Source organism: Gluconobacter roseus, assembly GCF_046058915.1.
Taxonomy (GTDB): Bacteria; Pseudomonadota; Alphaproteobacteria; order Acetobacterales; family Acetobacteraceae; genus Gluconobacter; species Gluconobacter roseus_A.
In genome coordinates this window covers 2,435,233-2,450,723 of the sequence record NZ_CP175538.1, presented here as the reverse complement: position 1 = coordinate 2,450,723, position 15,491 = coordinate 2,435,233, and the positions used below count along the sequence as shown (strand labels likewise).

At 57.8% G+C, this 15,491-nt stretch carries 21 protein-coding genes; 3 read left to right on the top strand and 18 right to left on the bottom strand.

Annotated features, from left to right (window positions below):
• Positions 1–30: 30 nt before the first annotated feature.
• The 11 genes from ACJ2A4_RS11485 to ACJ2A4_RS11435 form a co-directional block, all read right to left on the bottom strand.
• Positions 31–204: a hypothetical protein gene (locus ACJ2A4_RS11485; RefSeq protein WP_408872923.1), complete on the bottom strand. Its 174-nt coding sequence runs from the start codon at positions 202–204 to the stop codon at positions 31–33.
• The gene (locus ACJ2A4_RS11480) at positions 201–794 is read right to left on the bottom strand and encodes a 3'-5' exonuclease (protein WP_408872922.1); all 594 of its coding nucleotides are present in this window, start codon (positions 792–794) and stop codon (positions 201–203) included. Before ACJ2A4_RS11480 ends, ACJ2A4_RS11485 begins: the two co-directional genes overlap by 4 nt.
• Positions 791–1,654, bottom strand: coding sequence for a recombinase RecT (locus ACJ2A4_RS11475; protein ID WP_408872921.1), 864 nt, complete (start codon positions 1,652–1,654; stop codon positions 791–793). Before ACJ2A4_RS11475 ends, ACJ2A4_RS11480 begins: the two co-directional genes overlap by 4 nt.
• 4 nt (positions 1,655–1,658) lie before the next feature.
• Positions 1,659–1,946, bottom strand: coding sequence for a hypothetical protein (locus ACJ2A4_RS11470; RefSeq protein ID WP_408872920.1), 288 nt, complete (start codon positions 1,944–1,946; stop codon positions 1,659–1,661).
• Positions 1,947–1,974: 28 nt separating this feature from the next.
• Positions 1,975–2,163, bottom strand: a complete 189-nt coding sequence (locus tag ACJ2A4_RS11465) for a hypothetical protein (RefSeq protein ID WP_408872919.1) — start codon at positions 2,161–2,163, stop codon at positions 1,975–1,977.
• Positions 2,163–2,480, bottom strand: coding sequence for a hypothetical protein (locus ACJ2A4_RS11460; protein ID WP_408872918.1), 318 nt, complete (start codon positions 2,478–2,480; stop codon positions 2,163–2,165). Before ACJ2A4_RS11460 ends, ACJ2A4_RS11465 begins: the two co-directional genes overlap by 1 nt.
• Positions 2,480–3,202: a phage antirepressor gene (locus ACJ2A4_RS11455; RefSeq protein WP_408872917.1), complete on the bottom strand. Its 723-nt coding sequence runs from the start codon at positions 3,200–3,202 to the stop codon at positions 2,480–2,482. The genes ACJ2A4_RS11460 and ACJ2A4_RS11455 overlap by 1 nt, the downstream gene beginning before the upstream one ends.
• Positions 3,203–3,554: 352 nt before the next feature.
• Positions 3,555–3,962 carry a hypothetical protein gene (locus ACJ2A4_RS11450; protein WP_408872916.1) on the bottom strand — a complete coding sequence of 136 codons (408 nt, stop codon included), beginning with the start codon at positions 3,960–3,962 and terminating at the stop codon, positions 3,555–3,557.
• Positions 3,963–3,964: 2 nt separating this feature from the next.
• Entirely contained in the window at positions 3,965–4,375 is a 411-nt protein-coding gene (locus ACJ2A4_RS11445; RefSeq protein WP_408872915.1) for a multiprotein-bridging factor 1 family protein, read from the bottom strand.
• Positions 4,350–4,973 (bottom strand): hypothetical protein, encoded by a 624-nt coding sequence (locus tag ACJ2A4_RS11440; protein WP_408872914.1) that lies wholly within the window; start codon positions 4,971–4,973, stop codon positions 4,350–4,352. Before ACJ2A4_RS11440 ends, ACJ2A4_RS11445 begins: the two co-directional genes overlap by 26 nt.
• Before the next feature lie 54 nt (positions 4,974–5,027).
• Positions 5,028–5,729, bottom strand: a complete 702-nt coding sequence (locus ACJ2A4_RS11435) for a LexA family protein (RefSeq protein ID WP_408872913.1) — start codon at positions 5,727–5,729, stop codon at positions 5,028–5,030.
• Between the two features lie 98 nt (positions 5,730–5,827).
• On the opposite strand from ACJ2A4_RS11435, the gene ACJ2A4_RS11430 reads away from it, so the two are divergent.
• The 3 genes from ACJ2A4_RS11430 (at position 5,828) to ACJ2A4_RS11420 (ending at position 7,103) form a co-directional block, all read left to right on the top strand.
• The gene (locus ACJ2A4_RS11430; RefSeq protein WP_408872912.1) at positions 5,828–6,052 is read left to right on the top strand and encodes a hypothetical protein; all 225 of its coding nucleotides are present in this window, start codon (positions 5,828–5,830) and stop codon (positions 6,050–6,052) included.
• Positions 6,045–6,518: a hypothetical protein gene (locus ACJ2A4_RS11425; protein ID WP_408872911.1), complete on the top strand. Its 474-nt coding sequence runs from the start codon at positions 6,045–6,047 to the stop codon at positions 6,516–6,518. The genes ACJ2A4_RS11430 and ACJ2A4_RS11425 overlap by 8 nt, the downstream gene beginning before the upstream one ends.
• A 75-nt stretch (positions 6,519–6,593) precedes the next feature.
• Entirely contained in the window at positions 6,594–7,103 is a 510-nt protein-coding gene (locus ACJ2A4_RS11420) for a hypothetical protein (RefSeq protein ID WP_408872910.1), read from the top strand.
• A 185-nt stretch (positions 7,104–7,288) separates the two neighbouring features.
• On the opposite strand, the gene ACJ2A4_RS11415 is transcribed toward ACJ2A4_RS11420, so the two are convergent.
• The 7 genes from ACJ2A4_RS11415 to ACJ2A4_RS11385 are packed head-to-tail and all read right to left on the bottom strand — an operon-like array spanning position 7,289 to position 14,816.
• Complete coding sequence (locus ACJ2A4_RS11415; protein ID WP_408872354.1) at positions 7,289–8,368, bottom strand: IS5 family transposase; 1,080 nt, start codon at positions 8,366–8,368, stop codon at positions 7,289–7,291.
• 16 nt (positions 8,369–8,384) lie between these two features.
• Positions 8,385–9,434 (bottom strand): aldehyde dehydrogenase family protein, encoded by a 1,050-nt coding sequence (locus ACJ2A4_RS11410; protein WP_408872909.1) that lies wholly within the window; start codon positions 9,432–9,434, stop codon positions 8,385–8,387.
• 11 nt (positions 9,435–9,445) lie between these two features.
• Complete coding sequence (locus tag ACJ2A4_RS11405; RefSeq protein ID WP_408872908.1) at positions 9,446–9,862, bottom strand: DUF2141 domain-containing protein; 417 nt, start codon at positions 9,860–9,862, stop codon at positions 9,446–9,448.
• On the bottom strand, positions 9,859–10,950 hold the full coding sequence (locus ACJ2A4_RS11400) for a glycosyltransferase (RefSeq protein WP_408872907.1): 1,092 nt from the start codon (positions 10,948–10,950) through the stop codon (positions 9,859–9,861). The genes ACJ2A4_RS11405 and ACJ2A4_RS11400 overlap by 4 nt, the downstream gene beginning before the upstream one ends.
• Complete coding sequence (locus ACJ2A4_RS11395) at positions 10,947–11,708, bottom strand: lysophospholipid acyltransferase family protein (RefSeq protein WP_408872906.1); 762 nt, start codon at positions 11,706–11,708, stop codon at positions 10,947–10,949. The genes ACJ2A4_RS11400 and ACJ2A4_RS11395 overlap by 4 nt, the downstream gene beginning before the upstream one ends.
• On the bottom strand, positions 11,705–13,237 hold the full coding sequence (locus ACJ2A4_RS11390) for a phytoene desaturase family protein (protein ID WP_408872905.1): 1,533 nt from the start codon (positions 13,235–13,237) through the stop codon (positions 11,705–11,707). Before ACJ2A4_RS11390 ends, ACJ2A4_RS11395 begins: the two co-directional genes overlap by 4 nt.
• Positions 13,224–14,816: a phytoene desaturase family protein gene (locus ACJ2A4_RS11385; protein WP_408872904.1), complete on the bottom strand. Its 1,593-nt coding sequence runs from the start codon at positions 14,814–14,816 to the stop codon at positions 13,224–13,226. The genes ACJ2A4_RS11390 and ACJ2A4_RS11385 overlap by 14 nt, the downstream gene beginning before the upstream one ends.
• Positions 14,817–15,491: the final 675 nt, after the last annotated feature.

The following is a 15,491-nucleotide window of genomic DNA, read 5'->3' as shown; positions in this document are numbered from 1 at the left end:
TCATCCAAGCGGCCGGTTTCATCTCACTCATCACGCACTCCACTTCTCAGCATTCAGCAAGCCGCACTCGCGGCGGATTTCGTTGTCGTCGTGGCGGAGGTCGGCAAGGCACGGCACCGATGCCGCGCGCTCGATCCGGTCCAGCAGGAGAGAGCGCGCAATCACGTCGCTCAGGTCCTCATTGATCTCGCGGGGGTTGGTCATGCTGCCTCTCCCATGCGCTTCATCTCGAAGTAGATCCGAGCGCATGCCCGGACATCGACCAGGGCGTCATGCGCGCCCTCAAGCGTTTCGCCGTAGAAGTGCTGGATGCACTCTTCGAGCTTCGGCGCTTTGGGCTTGATGATCCCGGCCGCACGCATGCGGGGCGTCGGCGGCAGGTTCACCAGAGGCGCTGCGGCCTCCATCGTGCAGAACTGCGCTTCCGGCAGCTTCCACTCTGCACGCTTAGCGCGGGCATACATCGTCGCCACGATCTGCCGGTCAAACTGAATGTTGTGCGCTACCAACAGGTCGGCGCGGCTCGTCAGGTCATAGAACAGGACCGATGCCACCTGCTCCCGGATGCCGTAGCGCGCGGCCTTCTCCGTCGTGATGCCGTGGACGGCTGCGGCACCGTCCGGCACCGTCCAGCCATCCGGACGGATGATGACGTTCACGCACGCCTCCTCCTGTCCGTGGTCGTCTGTCAGGATGGCCGCGAGCTGCACGCAGTGCGGCTGATCCTCATGGCCGGTCGGAAGTCCGGGCTTTGCGATACCATTTGTCTCCGTATCAAAGAAGAGGATGCTCATGCCGGCATCTCCTCGGCCGGGACTTCTGCGTTGGCGTCGGCCTGCTGGCGCTCTTGTTCGACCAGAACACCATAACGATCTGCAATCAGATCTTTCGCTGCCTCCTGCACATCGGAAGGTATTGGGGTGCCTTGCTCACTAAGTTTGCTGACACGCCTCTTCCACTTTTCTTCAACGGCAAGAATGTTGTCCGTGCTTTGTGCATGCATCACCCACGCCTTGATGACTGCCAAATGGTCTACTGGAGGATCCTCTTGGATCTGCTGGCGTTTGGGCGTGACATCGACCGGCCCCTGATTGGAAACGCTCTTGCGGAAATCGTCCTGCGGAATGTCTCCAGCTTCCTCAGCCGTGATCAGGCCGCGCAGCACGTCCGGGAAGGCATCACGAAGAGCGAAGCCACGGGCGCGCATCTGGAGCATACGCTTCGGGTACTGCTTCCACGGTCCCTGTTTAGTCCACAGGGCCGCATCTTTCGCATCCTGCACACTGAACCGGGCTTCAACCGGGGACTTGCCCTTGCGTTTGGCGACACAGATGGCCGTCATACGGTCCCCCTCGCCCTCCATCGTCTCCACCACGTCGTCGCAGACCGGAGATGCCTTTACGAGACCAAGAAGAGCATCGCCCCAGACGCTCGGACGGCCATTGATGACGGCGATATTCTGCATGGACTGCATCGGCGCCAGGCCAAGCTCAGACCCCATCTGAACCGCGATCAGAATAGCGGACGGCTTTCCTATATAATCCTTCGGGACCATGCCGCTCCCAGCCGCGATTTCGGCAAAGCGCATCAGTTCGCTGAAGCTGTTGATCTGGATTGCAGGTGCATGCCCCTGCGTGGTCGTAACTGCGTTCATGGCCTCAAGCCTTTCCTGCAATGATGGTGGGGTTGCGCAGAACGCGCGCTACGATCCGGGACAGTCTGGCAACGGTCTGGCCTTTGATCTGCCGGTCCACGTCGAGCGCGATGTTCGCGGCATCGAGATAGCGCTGCCAATGCAGGTCATGCTCTGCCTGGTCGCCTGCCATATCGGCCCGGCCTGCGGCATTCAGGCTTACACAAGCGGCCTTACGGAACTGGCGACGCTTCATTTCCAGATACGGGACATGAGCTTTGGACACAGTTCGGGCGTTTGCTGTTTCACGCATTTCAGAAATTCCTAGGTTTATTTACCGGTCAGACGGTTTCGAGGGTTCTTGCGCTGATCTCGTGCCGGAGATTGATTGCCGAGCGCCCCAGTCTGAACTTCACGTCGAATACTTCATCGGAGTTCAGGTGCTTGAGGGCTTCTGCGACGTCCGGGCGCATCATGAAGTTGCGGGCCGCGTGCATATCGCTGATGGCTTTTTCGAGAGCTGAGGACATCACGCCGCCGCCTCGAACTGAGCGACCCAACGCTTGCACCATTCCAGTGCACGGTCGTCGCTTTCGCTATGACGGGCCACCTGTCCGGCGCGGATCTGGCCATCAGACATCTTGTTGTAGATGCCGAGGCCGGTCTGTTCTTCGAAGATGGCAAAGTTGGGCGTCTCGTGTAGCTTGCGGACTGTACCCATTGGGCCGGGATATGAAGCTATCCACTTCTCGAAATTGATGGTCCGGACAAGCGGAAATCCGAAGTCATTCAGCAGAGGCGATGCATTGTCGCGCGCACTCTGTGAGAAATTGTCAGGATGGCACATCAGTTCTGCCCCATCTCAAGAGCCAGCCGAGCCATGCCTTTCGGCGTGACATAGACCTGCTGCGTGCTGATCTCTTCGCCTGCGCTGTTCGTGTAGGTGACGTACTTCACATCCAGCAGACCAGCATCGACTTTCGCGGAATATGCGTGCCACTTGCCGTTCGGTGCACGGAACGTCCACTTCTTCTCCCGCAGCAGCTCAATACCGCGCTTGGAGCCAATGTGGAGCGCCTTTCCGACTTCCCGCAGGATCGTGCGGCCGGTCGAGTTGGCGAAGCGGTCGAAGCCTTCTGCCTTTGGAGCGAGGATCGCCCTCTCCGCCTCAAGCGCAATCACCTTCTCGGTGTATCCGAGAAGCGTCTGGCGGAGGAAAGCCGGGTCGCTCAGGTCGATGGCCGGGGCCGCGTTGTAGCTGCCCGTCTTGCGGATACGCGGAAGGATTTCTCCTACCACCTTTTCCTCAAAGGCTTCGGCTGATGGCTTTTTGGAGCGAAGGATCAGACGATAAACGTCACGCTCCGGGATCATCTTCACGTTTCGGACCTGACCCGTCATTTCGACGGGGTAGGTCTTTGCGGCTTTGCAGTGTTTGCGGACTGCCTGATCGGTATCGGCGTACCCCAGAGCAGCGGCGACCTGCGATGCGGCAAACTGCGGCTCTCCATCGAGCAGCGCAGCCACCACATCAAAATCTTCAAATCGGAAAAGTGTGATCTCTGTCACGAGCGTTTCTCCCTCGCCGCTTCGTGCGGTGTGTGGAGACTATGTATGATGCATCACACCTCGTCAAGCATTAAATATGATACATCATACCCGTTCAAACAAAAAGAAACCCGGCCGGAGCCGGGTGTCTCTTAGCTCACTGGCCGGGGCGGCTCCTGCATGGGTGGAGGCCCCTCGTCCGGTGGCGGATATGGATTGGGCTGCGGTGGTCCGGGAGGACTTGGCACGGGTGCTGGTGGCTGACCGCAGGCAGCTCAAACGAAGGCCATAGCCGTCTTTTATTGAGAGGCAATTATTGATAATCGGAGAAAACATAATCAAAGAAGAGGTTTTCTTCCGAATCAACCGTTGATTAGGTATTTTCGGAAACAGTCAGCCCAATACGTTTCGCAGTCCTCCATTCAGAGAATTCTGGTTCGTTGGTCTTATATTGAAATTTCAACTGACGGGCGGGTACTGGAAGAACTTTTATCGGCGGCAAATCAAGTTCGCCAACATCATATGGTAAGTCAGAAAAATCTGCTTCGTCTTCTGCAATAACTTCTTCCCCATCTAGAAGACGGAGATATAATATACCACGCCAATTAGGTTTTAAGCGGTAATTGATCCACAAAGATATTACAACAGGAAGCGAGGGATTTCGTGCGGCGACTTCTCCACTGAATACGCCAATTAAATTCATTGTGCCTTTCATCTCCCGACGTGCTTGCTCACACATCAGAACATGCATTTCTATGACACCATAATTTTCACGCGTCATTTTCAAACTCTATCTGATTCAGCATTATTTTTTCTTGGCACAATATTTGCAATATTGCTCTGGTCAGCAGCCTGGCAAATGAACATAAGGTTGTTGGTATGATTTTGAATCACATTTGATTCAGCATCAATTACAACAAAATTATCCGGTTCTGGTGTTTTTAGGTTAGACCAAGGCTCTCTATTCATAGCGGCATAGAGTTTTGCTACGGTTTTGAGTGTAGGGTTCCCTTGTAACCTCATCCATTTACTAATAGTCGATGGATCGACATCAAGGTCGGCAGCCATTTTTTCTTGAGTAAGCCCTTTCCGAAACGCCTCTTGTTCAAATGTTTCAGATAGAGCTGCCTGCAATTCTTCGAATAGCCCTGCTTGAGCCATCTCGAACTTATTGAGGACGATTCGAAAGGACATTTTGGGTTTCCGCTCCAAGAATAGGATTCAATGCAGGTATGCCAAGTTCCCTGATATAGGCAGAGACAAGATCAACGTAGGGCTTCCACAAGTCAGAATTTTTTTCATCATGCAGAACATTTGCATCAGCCATCGCGTGAATGACAAAGCAGTCCTTAAAAGGGAACCACCCAAACAATCTTACATCCAATGTTTTCAGTTCCCATATACCCTCTCCAATAGGTCGCAAGTTGCGTAGATCATAAGGATAGACCATTTTCCTGCCGTCAGAGAAAAACCGAATTCTTGCCCAAATCTGCTCAATCGGCGGCACGCTGTCGGGATCACCTACGCTCAGACGAGTTAATTCCTGCTCAAATTTTTCTGAAAATTCGCGCGTTACCCATATATGGCGCCAGTAGCCCCGCTTGAGCGGTGGATCCACTTCGGCTCGATCAAATCTGGCCTCCTCAAAATTACGACCATAACATGCAATATATTGCATGTTATGGTTGAGCCGCAAGCCTCCTTGGAGTCGTGGGCCCACCTCTCCGCCGTATGGCACGCTCAATTCCTGCAATTTGCAAATCTGATTGCTGAGTGTTTGGCTACGCGCCATTTGGCAACCAACTCGTTGATCTTCACTCCCAAGTTCACTTCTTAACGCCCCGGTTCACGAGAACGATGCCTTTGGGTTCGCCTGATAGCTCCCCACAACTAGCGCCTGGATTGCCACCTCCGGTACGCCTGCATGATCGTGACCATCCTGAGGCGGTAGGACGACGGGTGTCTGAAATGCCGGGTCCCAGCTCTGCGGCCAGAGGATCACCGTTCCATCATCCCTGATCTGCACGGCCTTCACCGTAGCTTCGTACTGGTCCGTCTTGCTGCACCGCTGAACCGCAACCACGAAGTCACCTGTTTTAGGCAACCGTCCGAGATCACCGAAATTGATGACCACGACCACGGAGCCTTCCGGGAAGACCTTGTTCATGGACTGGCCGCAGACCTTCAAGCCGTAGCGGTGGAAGCCCTGGTAAGCTGTGTCGATCGGCACGGTGATTGCGTACCAGTCCACGGCCGGCCATTCGATAGCCTCACGCCAGACACCTGCCTGTACGTCGCCGCGGACTTCGATCTGGGTGGTATGGATCGGGGTGACGGATGCCCCTTTGCCTAGAAGGTCATCAAGTTTGCATCCAAGCGCCGTCGCGATTTGCGTCAGTTTCCCAGTCTTGGGATCAAGAGACCGGCCCTCGATAATATCTCGTACATAGGTGGGCCCTACCCCAGCCTCCTTCGCGAGGCGCTTGGGGTTCGTGTTCTGCGCCTTCATCATCTGCTCGATAATGGCTGCTGAGGGGTGCCTTTCCATAGTGTGAACTATCCCACAACAGGCTTGCGGTCGAAAAGGTGCGACACATCACACCTAGTGCTTGACGTGGTGTGACGTATCACAAGATCATCCGCTTCATGAGCAATCATACCAAACTCATCCGAGAGATTGAGGATTACGTCCATCGCCGTGGGATCGCGGAGACGACGTTCGGGCGCATGGCCGCTGGAGACACCTATTTCGTCTCTCGGCTGCGCAAAGGTGGTTCCCTTCTGGTCCGGACCGAGGAGCGCGTCCGCGATTTCATGAAAAGGCCCCTCCCCACCCGTCCGAAGCGCGCAAAGGAGCCAGCACATGTCTGAAAAAACGCGGATTGCGGCACTGAAGGCCGCTGTCTCAGTCCCGCAGGTGCGAGACAGCGGCATGGGAAGCACTCTCGAAGCAGCTGCCGCGCTGGACTACTGGTTAACCTCCGGGCCAGTCCGTACTCCTATTCGGCGCGCTCTGAGGGGCTTTGGCAAAGCTGGGAAGTGGTTTCTTCTCGGGCTTTATTGCGGCATCGACCGCTTGGGCAGCCTCTTTAAGCGTCGAAGCAATGTAAGCTCGATCGGCATCGCAGCCATGGAAGCTCGTTCCGCTGGATTTTCCGTCGATCTGGGCGAAGGCGATAAAGACGTTCCAGATCAGTCCCTCGCGGGTCAGGTTTTCACTCATTCCAGTTCATCCTCTGTAGTGGCAGATGGTGAAAGCGGGGACTCGGTTGCCGCCGATCCCCGCAATGACGCTACGTCCGATACTTCCGCGAAGGGAGTCCGGGATGATGGTTGATTTCGCTTCTATTGCCTTCCGCACCCTGTCCTTCGCCGCGTTCGTCCGGGCGCATTTTGCCGGGAGGGTTGCGTGATGGCTGAAAGCTTCAAGTGGAAGCCGCGCCTTCCCGAGCTGGAACGCCTGATCCGCGAAGGCAAAACCCGCGCCCAGCTCGCGGACCATTTTGGCGTGGCAGAAAATGCCCTTGGTGCCACGATCCGCCGTTATGGCCTGAACGGTCTGTCGCCAAATGACAGCTCCACAGGCGATGCATCTTCTCGTGCCCGTATCGACTGGACGCCTTTGATGCCGACCCTGCTCGAAATGATGGAGCGAGAAGAAACCGCTTCCGCCATCGCCGAAAGGCTGGGCGTCTCAACGGTTGCGCTCTCTGCCGCCATGGAACGCCAGGTCCCGAAGGATCTCCGCTCCAAGTGGAAAGCTGCACGTCAGCGCGCTCTGAACCCGAAGACTGAACGCACACCGCCGATCCTGCGGCCGCCGCTGGCGCCGTTCTCTAACGTCTCTTGGCGGGCGCTGTTCGACGGTAACCCGCCTCCCGTGCCGGACTTCGCGTTCGGTCCGGGCGGTCGGATGCACTGAGGCTCACCCCCAGATGTCCGCCCCGATCAACATCGCCAGTTTGAGCGCCAGGTGGAGGGATCGAAGAACCCTTGATTGATACGCTTGGCTGGTGATTTCAGGTTTTTGGCGATTTGATTGACTACTTTTGGGTTCGTTTTCGATCTGCGTTTTGAGCAGATTGAGTGCTGCCCCCCGCTGGATTGCTATGCATTCGCGCTGATCCGCTCCAGGAAGAGGAAGCGGCGCATATTATAGACGATATTGGCCAACCCGATCCTCATGGTGGCCCGCGTTATGCCGACGGTTCGGACGAACAGCCCGGTCTGTGATTTCTGATCAGCAAAGACATGCTCGACACGCGACCGGATAACGGACTTTCCGGCGTTGGATTTCTGGATATGCCTGGGCATAGGCTTGAGATGCGGCTTTTTCCTGTGAACCTTCGAGACAAAGCCCTGCTCCTCCATGAAGTCCTCATTCGCTTTTGAACGATAGGCCGTGTCAGCCCAGACCGTTGAGGCCGTATTGGTTTTATCCAGCAGCCCCTCTCTCAATCGCGCGCCATCACTGGCGGCGGCATCCGTCGTCTTCCATTTCCGGATGAACCGGTATTTCCGATCGATGGAAACATGCGATTTATAGCCAAAGAACGGGATGGCGAGATCGCTGGAGGGCATGGTTCCATCATCCTGCCGCTTCGCCTTCGTGAACTTCAGTGTCCAGCGCGCATGACGATCCTTGTGCGACAGCTTTGCGGGTTTGTCCTGCCAGTCTTCAGGAATACGTCCTTCCCGAAGATCGGCTTTCTCTGCGTTGGTGTTCCGCTGCTTTGGAGCAGCTACCAGTGTGGCATCCAGGATCTGGCCTGACATCGGTAAATACCCGGCGTTGCGCAGGGTCGCATCAAAGCGGTTGAACAGCCCTTCGATCGCACCCGCCTGGGTCAGACGCTCGCGGAACAGCCAGACCGTTTTGGCATCCGGCACCCGATCCGAAAGTCCCAGACCAAGGAAACGCATAAAGGAGAGGCGATCGTTGATCAGATATTCCGTCCGCTCATCAGACAAATTGTTGAGCGTCTGGATCACCAGAATTTTGAACATCAGCACCGGATCAAATGGCGGTCGTCCGCCTTTACTTCCGTCAGAATACGCCAGAGCCAGCTCCAGATCAGGGCGGAAGACTTCAAAATCCACAGTCCGGGAAAATGCTTCGAGCTGATCACCAAGCCCGCTCAAGCGGGCAAGCCGTTCTTCAACATCAAAGAAACCCGGCTGCTTCATCTTTCATCATCCCCAATCAACTAAGGGGAAATGGAATCACAGAGCAGACCTCAATACCAGGGGGTTTTTCGAACCCTCCACCCGTCAGCGCCAGCCAGGGCATGAAAATGTCAGTATCGAGCAGGGCATGCAGCCCTTCCACCTGCGTGAATATGGTCACATCCCCGACCGTCTCCGCACGACCACCCGCAGCCTCAATCTGTCCTACCAGTGCCGCAAGCCGCGCACGGCCGACGTTGTCACATGACAGAGCCGGTTTTTTCACCAGCATGAATCGCAGCAACGCCAGAAGCGCCGCCTTATCCTCGTGATGGACGAAAACCCGGTGCGGCGCGATGCACGTCGCACCGTTGTTCAGACGGGCACCATAGACAAGCCGGCGAGCCACGTGCTCCAGATCCGCTCCCGGCAGCACAAACACCGGGTCCACCCCTGAAAGCTCCATGATCGTGGGGGTCAGCGTCTTTGCCGCCTCCTGAAGAACACTCCGCCCCGTCTGCGCCGATCCGGTAAGCACGATCAGATCAAAGCCCGCAGCCACTGCCTCTGCCCCTGAACCCGTCGGTAGAACATTGCACAACGCAGACGGAAAGCCCGCCTGCACCAGCAGATCCGCCAGCAAGCGAGTTGCCGCCTCGCCACCCGGAGCCGGCTTCAGGGCCACCGCATTTCCGGTCACCAGAGCCTGCAGAAGCTGGATCCCGGGCAGCATCAGCGGATAATTCCCCGGCGCCAAAATCAGAACCGCTCCGAAAGGCCGCCGCTCCACACGTGACGTGACCCCTGGCAGCCACAGAGGCCGGCCCCACATGCCGGCCTTGCGCTCACGCAGAACTTTTTCGGCATTCCGTTCAAGAAACCGACATGCTGCCAGTAAAGGCAGCAGTTCAACCGTCAGCGTCTCCACAGCCGGACGTTTTGGAAACAGATCCGGCAGCATCCGCCATCTACGCTGCAGAAGACGCCTGAAACGTCCGACCAGACGCAGTCGCACAGCCATCGGAACCGCATCCCAAAGCTCTGCCGCCCGTCTCAGCCGTTCGACCGCATCATCGGGCAGCGCCATGCATCCGGCCTCTATTTCGTTCTCAGCGCCACGGAGACGGCGCTGTTCTGCGTTCCAAGAGAAAACGCCGCATCGGCAAACCGGGGCGGCCCGAAATGCATTGGGGGATTGCGCGAAAACCCCAGCGGCTCTTTCGGCATCCCCAGAAAATTCGTGTCCAGCTTCTGATTGGCATTGCGATCCTGAAAGACCTGAACCGCATAAACTCCGGGGCGGACGTCCCCGAACGTCACGCTGACCTGCCCCGCCCGGGACGGCGCAATGGCATGATACCCGCAATCCGGCTGCAGGAACTCCGCCTTCGTACAGACAGCCACGCGAATGTTCCCCGTCTCATCCGGAATATTCGTCACCGTCACATCAAGAGCAGCGGCCCGCGCAATGCAGGGCAGCAGCAGCAAAAACATCGTCAAAGGCAGTTTCATCATACAGACCTCCGTGGATAGGACCGTCCCCGCCAGTGCGGCGCATGCCCCAGATATCCGCCAATCAGTGCCTGCCACTGAAGCAGAAGCAGTATCGCCGTCCCAAGGGGCGCCAGCACAACCGTGCCCCAGCCCTGCCGGAAGCGGTACGAGATCAGCCCGCGTGTCAGAAGCGATAGCCCGGCCGCCAGCCGGGACACCCGCGTTGCGGGCAGCACGAACGGCAGGATCTGCGCCGCGCCCAGCAGTCCGGTCCAGACCGGCAGTCCGCGAGGCGTCGCCATGCCTTCCGTCGCGTTTTTCAGAAGCCCGTTCCAGACATCTGCCGCCCGGTGATACATCCGGCATGACGCGATATCCGTCGCATCAAACAGCATTGTCCGGAAGCCAGCGCTCCGAAACTGCCGTGCAAGCGCAAGCCCGTCATGCAGCCGGTCGCGGATGGCAGCATGCCCCCCACTCACCCGATAAGTACTGCGTCTTACGAGAACGAGCTGCCCACAGGCCGCGGCAAACTCCGGCTTCCGCCCGGTGTCGAATACCATCGGCAGATACCCCAGCAGCAGGACATGAATGAACGGCAGCAGCAGCCATTCCAGAAATGTCCGCGTCACCTGCCGGGGCACACCACTGAGAAACGCAATTTCAGGCTGCTCTGACATCAGGGCGGAAAGCCGCGCCAGCGCATCGGGCCGCAGCCGCACATCCGCGTCCACAAACAGCATCAACTCATTCCGAGCAGCATCTCCCAGCAGCGCACAGGCATGGCTCTTGCCACACCAACCTTCCGGAAGGTCCGGCGCCTGCAAAATCCGCAGCCGAGGGTCCGTGGAGGCCCGCAGAATATCCAGCGTCCTGTCGCTCGAATGATCGTCCAGCACGATCAGTTCCAGCTCCACCCCCTGACTGGCCAGAACCGTGTCGATCGCCCCCTGGATGGTGTCTTCCTCATCCCGCGCCGGGATCAGCACAGAGACCTGCCCATGCCCGGATGTGTCCGGAAGCCTGCGTAACCGGCCGAGATTCAGCAGCGTCATGACAAACGGCAGAAGAGCCGCGCCGAATGCCAGTTTCTCAAGCTTCCGGGTCATGGATCATGCCGGGGCTGAAAATTCTCCCGCCGCACCCACTGCCGGACCCTGCGTCCCAAATCATAAATGCCGTCAATCCCCGCCTGCCCCTGCACAAACGTCGTAAAACGCGACGCATCACGCATGCACGCATCCTGGGTCAGCGTATCCATCGTCTCCGTCAGGGCCTCCTCCATGCGTGTCGTCACACTGCGCACACCCTCCCCCTCGCCCACAGACACCGGTGCGCCGAACCTGAGCAGCAGTTCCGGCCGGCTCTCGTTCCAGAACGGATATTCGATCGCCAGCGGCACAAGCCGGACCGAAGGCATATGCCGCACCAGATGCGCAAATCCCGGCTGAAGCCGGATGGGCCGGACACGACTGTCAGTAAAGTGCCCCTGAGGCGTAATCCACAAAACATTACCCTGCCGCAGCACATCCCGCGCCACCCGGACAAACTGCCGAAGCGACTGCGAATCATCCGGATCAACCGGTATCAGCCCCGCCTTTTCCAGCAGCGGGTAGCGACGCAATGCCGCAGCCTCCATCGGCCCGTAGCCGTGACAATGCCCGAAAAAATGATGCTGCAACCACGCAAAAACCGCCGGATCCCACCACCCCGGATGGTTCGCACACACGACAAGAGGCCCGCGATGACGCAATACCTCGCCATTTCCCGACAGCCGGACCGCATTGAAACGCCGCTCAATCCCCCGACGCATCCCCCGCGAAACAAGCGCGGCCACCAGCAGATGACGCCCTCCGGGCGCTGTCATGATGCGCGCGCTTCCGCCATGTCATGATCGGCACAATCCGCCGCAATCCAGCCCGACATCAGCGCCATCGGCATTCCCGCCCCCGGATGCGCGGAGCCGCCCGCAAGATACAACCCCGGCACGTCCACTGAACGGTTCGCAGGCTTGAACGCCCCGTTGAGACGCCCATGGCTCGCCAGACCGTAAATCGCCCCGCGCAGCGTCGAATAACGCTCCTGGATATCGAGCGGCGTCAGATGATGCTCCACCCTGATCCGATCTTCCAGATCAGGCATTCTTCCGCAGCGTTTCAGCTTGTCCAGAATGACCTGTCGATATCCCGGAAACATCTCCTGCCAGTCCTGACCGCGATGGATGTAGGGCGTGTGCACCAGAACATACAGCGCCTCGCCCCCTTCCGGCGCCACATCCGGATCAGTCCGTGACGGTGCCGCGAGATAGCAGGTCGGGTCCGGCGCAGGTACGCCCCGGCGATAGATGGCGTCGAACTCTTCTTCCGGGTCCGCGGAAAAGACAAAGTCATGATGCGCCAGATGATCGTAGGTACGATCCAGCCCCAGATACAGCACCACACCCGAACAGGCTGGTCTGCGCCGCTTCCACTGACGCTCGAACCCTGAGGCCGGAACATGCGCCAGCAGTTCCCGCATTGTGCGCACGCTGTCCATGTTGGAGATGATTACATCCGCTTCCAGCACATCATCTTCCGATGTCAGAACTCCACAGGCCCGCCCGTTCCGCGTCAGGATCCGCTGCACTCGGACCCCGGTCCTGAATTCGGCTCCGAGTTCTTCGCCAAGCCGGACCAGCGCTCCCGGAACGGCACGCGTGCCCCCCATCGGATACCAGACCCCGTCATGGCTCTGCATGTCGGCAATCCCCAGCAGCACGGCCGGCGCCTGAAACGGGTTGGAGCCCACATACTGCGTCAGATGATCCAGCATCTGGGCCGCCTGGGGATTATGGATGCGCTTGCGGATTTCCCGCGCAAACGTGGAGTCCATTCGCAGTCGCAGCACATCGCGCAAAGTCGCAAGCGTGAAGGTGCTGCGCAGATCCATCGTATCCGCAATGCCGCCCACGCTTTTCCAGAAGAAAAACCGTTCGGACGTCTCATGCAGTTGACGGCTGGTTTCCATCAGGTCGCGATATCCGTCGCCATCCCCCGCACACAGGCTTTCCAGAACCTGCGCCATCCGTTCCGCATTTTCTTCCAGATCAAGCGTCTGCCCATCCTCGAAAAAGCAGCGCCACTGCGGATCAAGCCGACGCAGATCCAGCCGCTCATGCATATCAACGCCCGCTTCGGAGAAAACACGCTCCAGCACACGCGGAACGGTCAGGATCGTCGGCCCCATATCGAAGCGATAGCCGGCCTCCCGCCATTCCGCAGCCTTGCCCCCCAGCCACTCATTGGCCTCAAGCACGGTCACCTTATGACCACGCGCTGCCATCGTGCAGGCTGCCGCAAGCCCGCCCAACCCGGCGCCAATGACAATGACGGACGACTTCTCATCAGGACGTGACATGGGTGGCCCCTTTCCGGGAACGCCGTTTGAAAAACGCAAAGCGCCTGCGGGGTGCGAGATCCCGGATCACCAGATCACTGCTGATCCGCGCGCCCTCAAAAATTACCGGAAGCCCACTGCCCGGATGGGTTCCCCCACCCGCCAGATAAACGCCCCGGATATCCTCGAAACGGTTATGCGGCCGTCGGTGCAGCATCTGCCCCAGATTATGCGCCAGATTGAAAACCGCCCCCTTGTGAACGTCATAACGCTCCTCCCAGTCGGTCGGCGTTATGATCTTCTCAAAGCGGATCCGCTTCTCGATATCTGTAAACCCGGCCTTCTCCAGACGCGCCATGACAAGGCTGCGGGCCTGTGCCCGTGTTTCATCCGTCCAGTCCACACCGCCATCACGCAGATGCCCGACCGGCATCAGGACATAGAGCGTGGAATGCCCCGCAGGCGCCTGATCCGGATCGGTCACACAGACATTCTGGATGTAGAGGGACGCCTCCTCGGACAGCATTTCCCCGGCCTCGATTTCAGCGAAATTCCGATCATAGGATTCCGAAAGGAAAATCGTGTGATGCCCCTTGTCCGGCACACTTCCTTCGATCCCGAGATACATCATGAATGTCGAGCAGGAATATTTCTTCTGCTCGATGGACCGGTTCTTCCACCGACGGCGCTTGCGATCCGGAACCAGCTTCGTCATCGCCCGCCCGAAATCGGCATTGATGATGACGGCATCCGCCCGCTCAGGCCCCTGATCCGTCAGCACCCCCGTTGCGCGCCCCTTACGGGTCAGGATCTCGCGCACGGGTGTATTCAGACGGATCTTAACCCCAAGCTGTTGCGCCGCCTGCCCCATGGCCTCCATGACAGCCATCGTTCCGCCAACGGGATGATAGATGCCGAATTCATGCTCCATGAAACTCAGGATCGTGAACAGGCTCGGGCATCTGTAGGGCGACATGCCGAGATATTTGCTCTGGAATGAAAAGGCGAGCCGCGTCCTCGGGTCACGGAAATACCGGCTCAGATCCCGATCCACCGAAGACAGCGGCCGCAGCTTCGGAAAAGCCCGCAGCATGTCCGGCCGCAGCAGATCCAGCACACTGTTGAAAGGCCGCTGCAGAACAGGAATGAAGTTGCGGAACTTGGCACGGTTATCGACCATGAAATCCCGAACCCGCCCGGCATCCTGCACATCAATCCGCGCGATCTCACGCTCAAGCACGTCAATATCGGACGTGACCTTCAGGGAGGGCCCATTTTCAAAAACCAGATCATAGTTTTCGTCGAGTTTTTTGAGGGTGATCGTATCTTCCATCCGCAGCCCGCAGCGCGTGAAGATGTCCCGAAGGATCTGGGGATAGAGAAAGAATGTCGGACCGGTATCGAACCGGAACGCCCCGGCCTCCGTCTCACCCTCAATCGCGGAAGACCGTCCGCCGAGCTGACCGTGCCGCTCATAAAGCGTGACGTCCGCGCCCTCATGGGCCAGCAGCATCGCCGAAGCCAGCCCGCCCGGCCCTCCCCCAACAATCGCAATCCGTCGGCCAAGAAGGGAACCGGACTTCACTACAGGCCCTGGCATCAAACCGTCATTCCCATTCTGGCCTTTTCTACCTGACGATCGCATCCATTCCCTGGACATGATGCGCGGTGAAACTTTGCAATGCGATCACACCTCAACTCATGAAAAGATATTTCGTTGCATGCCATGCAGTATTCTGCGCCTGAAAAATAACAGTAGTAGAAATCAAGAAATCGACTTCTCTTTCAAAAAAATCGCACTCTGTAATTTGTTGAACTCAGGATACAGTGACAAAAGGGCAGTCAGCCCAGCCGATCACGCGGCAATCCGGTCTCGGAAGGCCACACATGCTACGAGGGCGCTGTTATTTCCCGATTTCGACTTCCCGCAAAAGTGACGGCTTTCTGCACGCCCGACTGATGGATGATATCGCCCAAGCGAAGAGTCCGCGATTTCACGGATCAAATGAATACTTATGATTTTATAGGGTCCGGCTTTTGCGAAATCTGCCGCTTAGGGAACTTACAGCGCCAACATATTTTGTAGCTCTGATTGATACCGCTTTTCTGACGCAGGTCACAGCAGCTGTGGGGCAGTTTTTCCACAATCAATCATGCTGTCCTGACACTCGAACGTTTCATGGAATTTCCTCTGATCCTGCGCACAGCCAAGCGGCGACATCCTGAACCGGTTCCAACGGCATACGGCCAGAGTCTGTCTCAATCAGCCATGCCG

What these genes read in the sequence shown, in the direction of transcription:
- ACJ2A4_RS11395 (WP_408872906.1), bottom strand. Translation starts at nt 11,708, where the DNA reads ATGACAGCGCCCGGAGGGCGTCATCTGCTGGTGGCCGCGCTTGTTTCG.
- ACJ2A4_RS11400 (WP_408872907.1), bottom strand. Translation starts at nt 10,950, where the DNA reads ATGACCCGGAAGCTTGAGAAACTGGCATTCGGCGCGGCTCTTCTGCCG.
- ACJ2A4_RS11410 (WP_408872909.1), bottom strand. Translation starts at nt 9,434, where the DNA reads ATGGCGCTGCCCGATGATGCGGTCGAACGGCTGAGACGGGCGGCAGAG.
- ACJ2A4_RS11450 (WP_408872916.1), bottom strand. Translation starts at nt 3,962, where the DNA reads ATGACGCGTGAAAATTATGGTGTCATAGAAATGCATGTTCTGATGTGT.
- ACJ2A4_RS11415 (WP_408872354.1), bottom strand. Translation starts at nt 8,368, where the DNA reads ATGAAGCAGCCGGGTTTCTTTGATGTTGAAGAACGGCTTGCCCGCTTG.
- ACJ2A4_RS11425 (WP_408872911.1), top strand. Translation starts at nt 6,045, where the DNA reads ATGTCTGAAAAAACGCGGATTGCGGCACTGAAGGCCGCTGTCTCAGTC.
- ACJ2A4_RS11485 (WP_408872923.1), bottom strand. Translation starts at nt 204, where the DNA reads ATGACCAACCCCCGCGAGATCAATGAGGACCTGAGCGACGTGATTGCG.
- ACJ2A4_RS11440 (WP_408872914.1), bottom strand. Translation starts at nt 4,973, where the DNA reads ATGGCGCGTAGCCAAACACTCAGCAATCAGATTTGCAAATTGCAGGAA.
- ACJ2A4_RS11435 (WP_408872913.1), bottom strand. Translation starts at nt 5,729, where the DNA reads ATGGAAAGGCACCCCTCAGCAGCCATTATCGAGCAGATGATGAAGGCG.
- ACJ2A4_RS11475 (WP_408872921.1), bottom strand. Translation starts at nt 1,654, where the DNA reads ATGAACGCAGTTACGACCACGCAGGGGCATGCACCTGCAATCCAGATC.
- ACJ2A4_RS11470 (WP_408872920.1), bottom strand. Translation starts at nt 1,946, where the DNA reads ATGCGTGAAACAGCAAACGCCCGAACTGTGTCCAAAGCTCATGTCCCG.
- ACJ2A4_RS11445 (WP_408872915.1), bottom strand. Translation starts at nt 4,375, where the DNA reads ATGTCCTTTCGAATCGTCCTCAATAAGTTCGAGATGGCTCAAGCAGGG.
- ACJ2A4_RS11480 (WP_408872922.1), bottom strand. Translation starts at nt 794, where the DNA reads ATGAGCATCCTCTTCTTTGATACGGAGACAAATGGTATCGCAAAGCCC.
- ACJ2A4_RS11460 (WP_408872918.1), bottom strand. Translation starts at nt 2,480, where the DNA reads ATGTGCCATCCTGACAATTTCTCACAGAGTGCGCGCGACAATGCATCG.
- ACJ2A4_RS11430 (WP_408872912.1), top strand. Translation starts at nt 5,828, where the DNA reads ATGAGCAATCATACCAAACTCATCCGAGAGATTGAGGATTACGTCCAT.
- ACJ2A4_RS11385 (WP_408872904.1), bottom strand. Translation starts at nt 14,816, where the DNA reads ATGCCAGGGCCTGTAGTGAAGTCCGGTTCCCTTCTTGGCCGACGGATT.
- ACJ2A4_RS11420 (WP_408872910.1), top strand. Translation starts at nt 6,594, where the DNA reads ATGGCTGAAAGCTTCAAGTGGAAGCCGCGCCTTCCCGAGCTGGAACGC.
- ACJ2A4_RS11405 (WP_408872908.1), bottom strand. Translation starts at nt 9,862, where the DNA reads ATGATGAAACTGCCTTTGACGATGTTTTTGCTGCTGCTGCCCTGCATT.
- ACJ2A4_RS11390 (WP_408872905.1), bottom strand. Translation starts at nt 13,237, where the DNA reads ATGTCACGTCCTGATGAGAAGTCGTCCGTCATTGTCATTGGCGCCGGG.
- ACJ2A4_RS11465 (WP_408872919.1), bottom strand. Translation starts at nt 2,163, where the DNA reads ATGTCCTCAGCTCTCGAAAAAGCCATCAGCGATATGCACGCGGCCCGC.